Annotated in this window: 7 protein-coding genes and 1 riboswitch; of the genes, 2 read left to right on the plus strand and 5 right to left on the minus strand. The window is 31.4% G+C overall.

Annotated features, from left to right (window positions below; translation table 11 throughout):
* Positions 1 to 127: 127 nt before the first annotated feature.
* Positions 128 to 463: an MGMT family protein gene (locus CN925_RS12615; protein WP_098846573.1), complete on the minus strand. Its 336-nt coding sequence runs from the start codon at positions 461 to 463 to the stop codon at positions 128 to 130.
* Positions 464 to 479: 16 nt separating this feature from the next.
* Between CN925_RS12615 and CN925_RS12620 the strand changes: the two genes are divergently transcribed.
* Positions 480 to 1,076: an FTR1 family protein gene (locus CN925_RS12620; protein ID WP_286138339.1), complete on the plus strand. Its 597-nt coding sequence runs from the start codon at positions 480 to 482 to the stop codon at positions 1,074 to 1,076.
* A gap of 165 nt (positions 1,077 to 1,241) precedes the next feature.
* Entirely contained in the window at positions 1,242 to 1,532 is a 291-nt protein-coding gene (locus CN925_RS12625; protein WP_098846575.1) for a HesB/YadR/YfhF family protein, read from the plus strand.
* A 115-nt stretch (positions 1,533 to 1,647) separates the two neighbouring features.
* Here CN925_RS12625 and CN925_RS12630 read toward each other — a convergent pair whose 3' ends face one another.
* From CN925_RS12630 to CN925_RS12645, 4 genes are all read right to left on the minus strand, one after another.
* Complete coding sequence (locus CN925_RS12630) at positions 1,648 to 4,749, minus strand: efflux RND transporter permease subunit (protein WP_098846576.1); 3,102 nt, start codon at positions 4,747 to 4,749, stop codon at positions 1,648 to 1,650.
* A 104-nt stretch (positions 4,750 to 4,853) separates the two neighbouring features.
* Entirely contained in the window at positions 4,854 to 6,185 is a 1,332-nt protein-coding gene (locus CN925_RS12635; protein ID WP_098846577.1) for a HAMP domain-containing sensor histidine kinase, read from the minus strand.
* Positions 6,182 to 6,865 (minus strand): response regulator transcription factor, encoded by a 684-nt coding sequence (locus CN925_RS12640; protein WP_286138338.1) that lies wholly within the window; start codon positions 6,863 to 6,865, stop codon positions 6,182 to 6,184. Before CN925_RS12640 ends, CN925_RS12635 begins: the two co-directional genes overlap by 4 nt.
* A gap of 183 nt (positions 6,866 to 7,048) precedes the next feature.
* Positions 7,049 to 7,282 carry a hypothetical protein gene (locus tag CN925_RS12645; RefSeq protein WP_098846579.1) on the minus strand — a complete coding sequence of 78 codons (234 nt, stop codon included), beginning with the start codon at positions 7,280 to 7,282 and terminating at the stop codon, positions 7,049 to 7,051.
* 41 nt (positions 7,283 to 7,323) lie between these two features.
* Positions 7,324 to 7,459: riboswitch (cyclic di-AMP (ydaO/yuaA leader) on the minus strand.
* Between the last annotated feature and the right edge of the window lie 238 nt (positions 7,460 to 7,697).

Here is a 7,697-nt window from a genome sequence, read left to right on the forward strand (position 1 = left end):
ATTTACAACAATATTTTGCGTAACAATGTTTTAATAAAAAACATTTTCATATAAAGAAAACTCGTCGATTGACGAGTTTTTTTAGGCGAAGATCGAAACTATCGTTAGAATGAGCTTTTCATTCATCCTAAATTAAATCTACATCTTCTTTCTCAAGAACTACATTTACTTGATAATCCTTCAAGTTAATAGTCCTCTCACTTTCAAATTTGACTCCTTCGTTTTGGAGGAGATTCTTTTGCATTAAAAATCCTTCTTCATCATGGATTCCTATTTCTCCTTTAGCATTTATAACTCTGTGCCATGGCAAATGATATTTTTGGCCCATCGAGTGTAAGATTCTTACAACCTGTCTAGCTCCTCTAGGACTTCCTGCTAATTTTGCAACTTGACCATATGTCATTACTTTTCCTTGTGGTATATTTTTAATAATTTCAATCGCTCTATTTGTAAAAGATTCCATTTTTTCCCCTTCTAAAATTAAGTCAGTAGTTTACGGTACCATTCTTGGAGTAGTTGTTAGTATTTTTGCTGGATTTTTCATATTTACAACTTTCGGTGAACTAGAAGGAAATGTTGAACATACAATCGAAGGTGTAATTCAATTAATTGCAGCATTGCTCATCTTCTATTTTATCTACTGGCTAAGTGGTCAAAGTAGCATGAATATTTCAGATAAACTAAAATCAGAAGTTAAAATTAAAGATAGTAGTATTTCATTATTTCTAATGGCAAGCGTATTCGTGATTCGGGAGGGCTTAGAGCTTGTTCTATTTGTCTTATCAAATGCACATACAATCGACTTTGCTGGTATAATATCAATTTTATTAGGAATATTCGCAGCGATCTTAATTGCTTATTTATTTATCAAAACTACAATTAATTTAAATATTAAAGTGATCTTTACTTTACTAGGTATTCTATTAGTTTTCTTTGGTGGCAAAGTATTCACCGAAGGCATTTTCTCCTTTATCGATGCTACTCCACTTGTTGAACAAATTGTCTATTATGGATTTATCGTTATTTCACTGTTTATTTTATTTAAAAACAACATTCTATCATTTTTCAAAAAATAAGTTAGGGTTTGTCTAACATGTCTGTCCCACATTAATGAATGAAGAAAACCTGAACGCTAATTGAGGGTTTTCTTCTTTATTTTACTAACTTTAAAATCACTTTTCTGTATAGTTTTTCGCATTCATACTATAATATTTTTATAAGATATAGAAAGGTCGGTAAAAATGAAAATTACAATTTCCGAAGATGCATTAAAATGGTTTCAAGATGAGATGAATGTAAAAGAAGGAGATACCATTCGTTTTTTCGCTCGATACGGTGGAAATAGCACAATAAATAAAGGCTATTCATTAGGTGTTACGAAAGAACAACCTGTTGACATCGGAGAATCTATTACAATTGATAGCGTAGTCTATTTTATAAACGAGACAGATTTATGGTATTTTAAAGATTATAATTTAAGCGTAATTGTAAATGAAAATAATGAATTACATTTTGATTACGAGCCTAAATAATAAAAGGTGTATTTCTTAAAGGTTGTCCTCTAATTAGGCAGCCTTTTTTATTTTCATATAACAGAGTTAAATACAAAAGAGTGCCCCACTATTTATGTGAGGCACTCTTCATTAATTATTCTTCAATCTTTTTCTTTTTGCTTACTAACTTGTAAATAACTGGAATGATGATTAGTGTTAAGAATGTTGAAGTTGTTAAACCACCAATTACAGTTACAGCTAATCCTTTCGAAATTAAACCAGATGTTGAATTTGAAAGGGCCATTGGAACTAATGCAAGAATTGTCGCTAATGCTGTCATTAGGATTGGACGTAATCTTGTCTTTGAAGCCTCAATTAATGCGTCAGTTACTTCTAATCCTTTTTTACGGTTATGTTCAACACGGTCTAACAATACAACCGCATTCGTTACTACAATACCGATCAACATTAATAGTCCTATCATTGCACTCATTGATAGTGTTTGCTTGCTAATAAATAATGCTAAGAAAGCTCCGACTGGTACAAAGATTAATGATGTTAAAATAACAAATGGTGTTCTTAAACCACCAAATGTCATGCTCATGATTAAGAATACTAGTCCAACAGCAACTACCATTGCTAATCCTAAATCACTGAATCCATCTGTAATCATATCTAAACCGCCGCCGATTTTCATATCAACGCTTTTTGGTAATTCAATTTTATTTAAGTGATTTGTCACTTCTTTTGTAATTGCCGCTGTGTCTTTACCTTTTACAACCGCACTTACTGATGCATACATTTTTCCATCTTCATGGTTGATTGAAACAGGTGCATCCTTTTGTGAAATTGTAACATAATCTTTTATTTCTTTCGGACCTGTTGCAGTCATGATTTTAATTTTTTCAATATCTTCTTTTGAAGTTGCTTTATTTTTATAACCCACAGTAAGCTTATTTGTTTCTCCGTTTAAATCGTAATTACCGATTTCAACGTCGTTAATCTTTTCATTAATAGCTCCCATAACTTGGAACATTGAAATATTTTCATCGCGTGCTTTATCGTTTAATGTAACTTCTAATTTAGGTTGTACATCTTTTAAATTATTAGAAACATTTTTCAGGCGATCATCACTAGTTAATTCTTTTTCAATTTTTGATGCTGCTTCTTTTAACTCATTAAAGTTAGCAGAATATAAATTTACATCAATATTGTTCCCTGTTGGAGGACCATCTTGAGAAAGCTCTTTTGCTGTGATTGTTGTACCTTTTACTTTCGCATCAACAATTGATGGAACTTCTTTGTTGATTTTTGAAAGTTCTTTATCCATGTTCTTTCCGTCTTTTAGATTGATTTGTAAGATTGCTTTATTTTTGCCACCATCCATATTCATCATAAAATCACGTTTACCACCAACTGTAGCTTGAACACTGTCAATTTTATCTGAATCTGCAAAGTATTTTTCTAATTCTTTTGCAACTAGATTTGATTGTTCCACCGTACTATTTGATGGAAGGGTTGCTGTCACTTGAAGTGTTTTATTTACACTACCAGGTAAAAATGAGAATCCTAATAAAGGAATCATTGATAATGAGCCAGCTAGTAAAACGATTGATAATAAGATCACGATCCATTTACGTTTTAATGCCGAACGAAGTAACTTTTCGTAACCTCTCATAAAACGAGTATCATTACTATGCTCTTTTAATGGTTTTGATAAGAATTTTGCACCTAATGTTGGAATTAAAATGATCGCAACAATTAGAGAAGTTAAAATCGACACTACTACTGAAATAGCAAATGGTCTAAAGAATTCTCCTATAATACCACTTACAAATGCTAAAGGTAAAAATACTACTACAGTTGCAAATGTAGATGATGCAATGGCACCAATTACTTCTTTAGTTGCATATAATGCTAGCTCTTTTTTCTTATATTGATTACCTTTTTGTTGTTTCCATCTGTATATGTTTTCAATTACAACGATACTATCATCAACAATACGTCCAATCGCAACAACTAGACCACCTAAAGTCATAATGTTTAATGTATAACCCAATGAATTTAATACTGATATAGTTGCAAAGATTGAAATTGGTAATGATAAAATTGAAATGATTGTCGCTCTAATATTTCTTAAGAATAATAGAATAACAACAACTGTAAATAGCGCACCTAATAGACCTTCTTTAATTAAAGAACTAACCGATTTTTCGATTTCTTTACCGTTATCCATAATGACATGCGTTTTGACATTATTGTCTTTCTTAAATGATTTAATTTCTTTTTTAACAGATGTTGCTACATCCGCTGTATTGGAATCTTGTGTTTGAGAAACAGATAAAATATAACTTTCTTTACCATTATATCTAGAAATTTGCTCTTGAACTGATACTACTTTTACATCCGCAATGTCAGCAACAGTTACATTTTTGGGCATTACTGATTGAGCTTGTCCTGCGCCATTACCTAGTTGTGCTCCTTGATTCATCGCACCCATTTGTGTACTTTGGTCAGCTGCACTAGATAAAACTGTTTTCTTGATTTGATCAACCGAGTTTAACGTACCTTTCATTCGAACAGAAACTGTTTTTCCATTATTCTCAACAGACCCTAATGGTACTGCATAATCTAGACCTTGAATTGCCGTTTTAATAGTATCTAAAGAAATTCCTTTTTCTTCAGCTTTTTTATTATCTACAACGATTTGAATTTCTTCAGCCTTTGTTCCTTGTAGGCTTACATCACTAACACCAGTGATTTTTTTAATTTTAGGAAGTAAGTCCTTTTCAATCGATTGTTGTAAATCCTTTACTTGGCCGTTATTTGCAATTGCAACCTGGTAAATTGGAGCAGAATCCATTGCAATACGTTGAACTGTCGCTTCTGCTTTTTCAGGTAACTTTGTTTTATTGATCACATTATCAACATCTTTTTCAATTTTATCCATATCCGTGCCAAATGGATAAATCATAAAAATTGAAGCCATATTTTCACTTGAAGTACTTGTTAACTGATCATATTTTTCAAGCTTCATTAAACCTGATTCAATTGGTTTAGTGACCTCAGCTTCTATATCCTCAGATGATGCACCAGGGTATATTACCTGTACTGCAACAGCTGGAAATGAAACATCTGGAAATGTTTCAATTTGTATTTTTTGGGAAGAATATATTCCCCCTATTAAAACAAGAACACTTAAAATAATAACGGAGATTGTGTTCTTCAAACTTAATTTCGTTAAACCTGCAAACATAATGTATTTATTTCCCCTTTCGATTGATTACAACTCTATTTACTGATTAGTTTATCAAATCTTTATGAACAGATTATGAACAATTAAGTACATAATTGAATTTTTTAATTCAACAAGTTTTTCGGAAGGATAATCGTAAAACTAGTTCCTTTGCCGACAACACTTTCAACCTCTATTTTCCCATGATGTATTTCGATAATTTTTTGTACAATCGAAAGACCAAGCCCCGTTCCTTTTTTATTTCTAGAACGATCAGCTTGATAAAAGCGTTCAAATATCCGATCAACATCTTCCTTACTAATTCCTAGCCCACTATCACTAATGAGAACGTGAACGTTATGATTCAATTCCAAAATATCAATTTTTATATATCCAGCTATATTTGAGAATTTAATCGCATTTTGAAGTAAATTAATCCAAACTTGTTCAAGTAGTAAACGATCTGCTACTATTTCAGTTTGGGGTAAATTTAAAACTAATTGAAGCTTTTTACTTTCCCAATGTGGTTCTAATGCCAAAATAATTTTTCGAATTTGTTCATCTAATTTGTAGGTAGAAGGCTGGAATGGATGTTGCTCAGAATCTAATGAAGCTAGCTTTAATAATCTTTCACTCATCATCGAAAGACGTTCACTCTCTGCCTCAATAATAGATATATAATGCTCCTTTTTCTCTTCAGTTAATTGCTTATTCCTTAAAACCTTTGCAAATCCCTTAATTGATGTTAACGGTGACTGAATTTCATGAGAAACATTTGAAACAAATTCACTTCGCATCTCTTCTAGCTTGTTTAATTTATTCGTCATCACATTAAAGTTTGAAGCAAGTAATCCAATTTCATCCTTACGTTTAGTCTTTACTTGAACCCCGTAGTTACCTTTAGCCAGTTCCTTTGTGGCACGAATTAGCTCTTTTACTGGCTTTACTAATAACTTCGCAACAAATAAAAATGTTACTGATCCAATTATTAAGGTTGTAAGCAAACTAAAAAATAATACCCTCCGCATTTTAAAGAATCCACGATCAATATTTGGGTGAATAAATAAAGCATATTGATGACCATCTTTTTTAAAAGGTAGACCTATAAGATAACCTTTTGTTTGAACAGTATTTTTGTTTAGTACGTTTAATACTTGTTCCTTTTTTACATTTTTCTTTTTTAATGCTGTATTTTTCAAAACGATATTTCCGGACTCATCATACAGTGATAGATAAAAATTTTTACTAAGAATCTGGAGAGTTGCATCTACCCCATTTTGATTATCCTGCTTTTGGTAGATCGAAATAAAATTTTCTCCAACATCTATTAGATCACTTTGTACTTCTGTTTCAACATGTTTAATAAAATATTTTGAAGAGATAAAAAAAGTGATAACTAAACTCAACATAATAACAGAAATAAAGATTAAAACTAATCTTGTATACATGCTTTTCATGTGTGATTAACCTCTAATTTATAGCCTAAACCTCTTATTGTTACGATTTCAACTGTAGCCTTTAACTCTCTAAGTCTCTCACGTACTCTCTTTATATGCACATCAACTGTGCGTTCATCTCCTTCATAATCAAGTCCCCATATTTGCTCAATCAAATCATTTCTAGTAAATATTCTTCCAGCTTGACTTGCAAGCTTTAACAATAATTCGAATTCTTTTAACGGTAACGTAATCGACTGATCATTCGCAGAAATTTCATATTTATCTTGATGAATCGTTAAATTACCTACAAAAATATTTTTATCAGATAGTAATTGAAATCTTCTTAATAGCGCTTTTACTCGGGCTACGATTTCCAAAGGATCAAATGGTTTTACAACATAATCATCTATCCCAAGATCAAATCCCTTTAGTTTATCCTGAGATTCACCTTTTGCTGTCACCATTAAAATTGGAATATCATAATACTTTTTAACTTCTTTTGTCAGCTCATACCCATCTACCTCAGGCATCATCACATCAACTACTACTATTTGAATATTATTTTCTTCTAGTAACGTTAATGCTTCTTGACCATTTTCAGCCTCGATAACCGTATAGCCTTCACCACTTAAAAAAATAGAGATTAACTCTCTAATATTTGCATCATCATCGACAACTAATACGTTTACATGATTCAATAAATCCACCTGCTTACATTTACAAATAATTATGTACATATTATATAAATTCATTATGAACTAAATATGAATTAAGAAACCTAAACTAAATAAAAAAGAGAATGGCATAGTTGACCACTCTCTAAAGTTATGATTAAATTTTATTTCAACTTAATTAAATTCGTGAACTACAGGCAATACTAATCAATCTATTCTTACGACTTTACCTGATTTTCTCTCTCTAACGATTCTCTTCTTATTACCTGACTTCCCACATCTATATTTTCCGTTTTCCTCATCTACTACAGAATCCTTACGAGTCATAAATACTGCTATTAGCATAGTTACAATAAGAATCCCACCAAATATATACATTTCTAGCACTTCATAACCCCCACTTACTTCTTCGTTTATCAAAAATGAACACAAAAAAGACACCGGGAAAATCTCCAGTGCCTTATTAAGACATCATTTTGGAAACCTTCTCCCTACACGCCTACGAGGTTAGCTGTCGGATTCGGACCTAAAAAGTAGCCCTACCTAAAAAGGATTCACCCCAAAGTACAATTTGTACAAAAATTGGTTCCCCCGCTTAAAATTGAACTGTCTCTCTAAATATAGAAGAAACACTCAACCAAAACTCAGCGATCTATGGTCATTTAATTTTATGTATATTACTTAAATTACAATTCAACTACTAAATTGTAAACTATTTTACTAAATAAAGAAACTAATATGTCTTTTTATTATTTGTGTTGGGTCAATTAGTGAGCATTTTAATAATCTTTTCCTAGTCTAAATAAAATACATCAAAAAGAAAAAAGGATTGCCGCAATAAAATGTACCCTATAGA

Source organism: Bacillus sp. AFS055030, from assembly GCF_002574545.1.
Lineage (GTDB): Bacteria > Bacillota > Bacilli > Bacillales > Bacillaceae_G > Gottfriedia.

Bases quoted from the DNA above. Each gene is read 5' to 3' on its own strand.
- CN925_RS12615 (WP_098846573.1), bottom strand. From the start codon at position 463: ATGGAATCTTTTACAAATAGAGCGATTGAAATTATTAAAAATATACCA.
- CN925_RS12625 (WP_098846575.1), top strand. From the start codon at position 1,242: ATGAAAATTACAATTTCCGAAGATGCATTAAAATGGTTTCAAGATGAG.
- CN925_RS12630 (WP_098846576.1), bottom strand. From the start codon at position 4,749: ATGTTTGCAGGTTTAACGAAATTAAGTTTGAAGAACACAATCTCCGTT.
- CN925_RS12635 (WP_098846577.1), bottom strand. From the start codon at position 6,185: ATGAAAAGCATGTATACAAGATTAGTTTTAATCTTTATTTCTGTTATT.